An 830-nucleotide genomic window follows, 5' to 3' on the forward strand; every position below is an offset into this window, starting at 1 on the left:
GTGGTGTTGCGCTCGATGAGCTTGGTCATCACCCCACCCTTGGTCTCGATACCGAGGGACAACGGCGTGACGTCGAGGAGCAGAACGTCCTTGACCTCACCCTTGAGGACACCGGCCTGCAGGGCAGCGCCCACGGCCACGACCTCGTCCGGATTCACGCCCTTGTTCGGTTCGCGGCCACCGGTGAGTTCGCGCACCAGGTCGGAGACGGCAGGCATGCGGGTCGAACCACCGACGAGCACGACGTGGTCGATGTCCTTGACCGCGATACCGCTGTCCTTGATGACCGCCTGGAACGGGGCGCGGGTGCGATCGAGCAGATCGGAGGTGATCTTCTGGAACTCGCTGCGCGAGAGCTGCTCATCGAGGAACAGCGGGTTCTTGTCGGCGTCGACGGTGATGTAGGGCAGGTTGATCGAGGTGCTCTGCGAAGAGCTCAGCTCGATCTTCGCTTTCTCCGCCGCCTCACGCAGACGCTGCAGCGCCATCTTGTCCTTGGTCAGGTCGATGCCGTTCTGGCTCTTGAACTTCTCCACGAGCCAGTCGACGATGCGCTGGTCCCAGTCGTCACCACCGAGGTGGTTGTCACCGGAGGTGGCGCGAACCTCGACGACGCCGTCACCGATCTCGAGCAGCGAGACGTCGAAGGTGCCGCCACCGAGGTCGAACACCAGGATGGTCTGTTCCTTGTCGCCCTTGTCGAGGCCGTACGCCAGTGCCGCCGCGGTGGGCTCGTTCACGATGCGCAGCACGTTCAGGCCGGCGATCTGACCGGCTTCCTTCGTGGCCTGACGCTGGGCGTCCTCGAAGTATGCGGGGACGGTGATCAC

At 64.2% G+C, this 830-nt stretch carries 1 protein-coding gene; it reads right to left on the minus strand.

Features of this window, described 5'->3' with window-relative positions:
- Positions 1-830, minus strand: an 830-nt coding sequence (locus NOF53_RS27445; protein WP_255974825.1) for an Hsp70 family protein, incomplete at both ends; no start/stop codon positions are given.

Origin of the sequence: Rhodococcus tibetensis, assembly GCF_024438035.1 — a bacterium.
GTDB lineage: Bacteria > Actinomycetota > Actinomycetes > Mycobacteriales > Mycobacteriaceae > Rhodococcus_F > Rhodococcus_F tibetensis.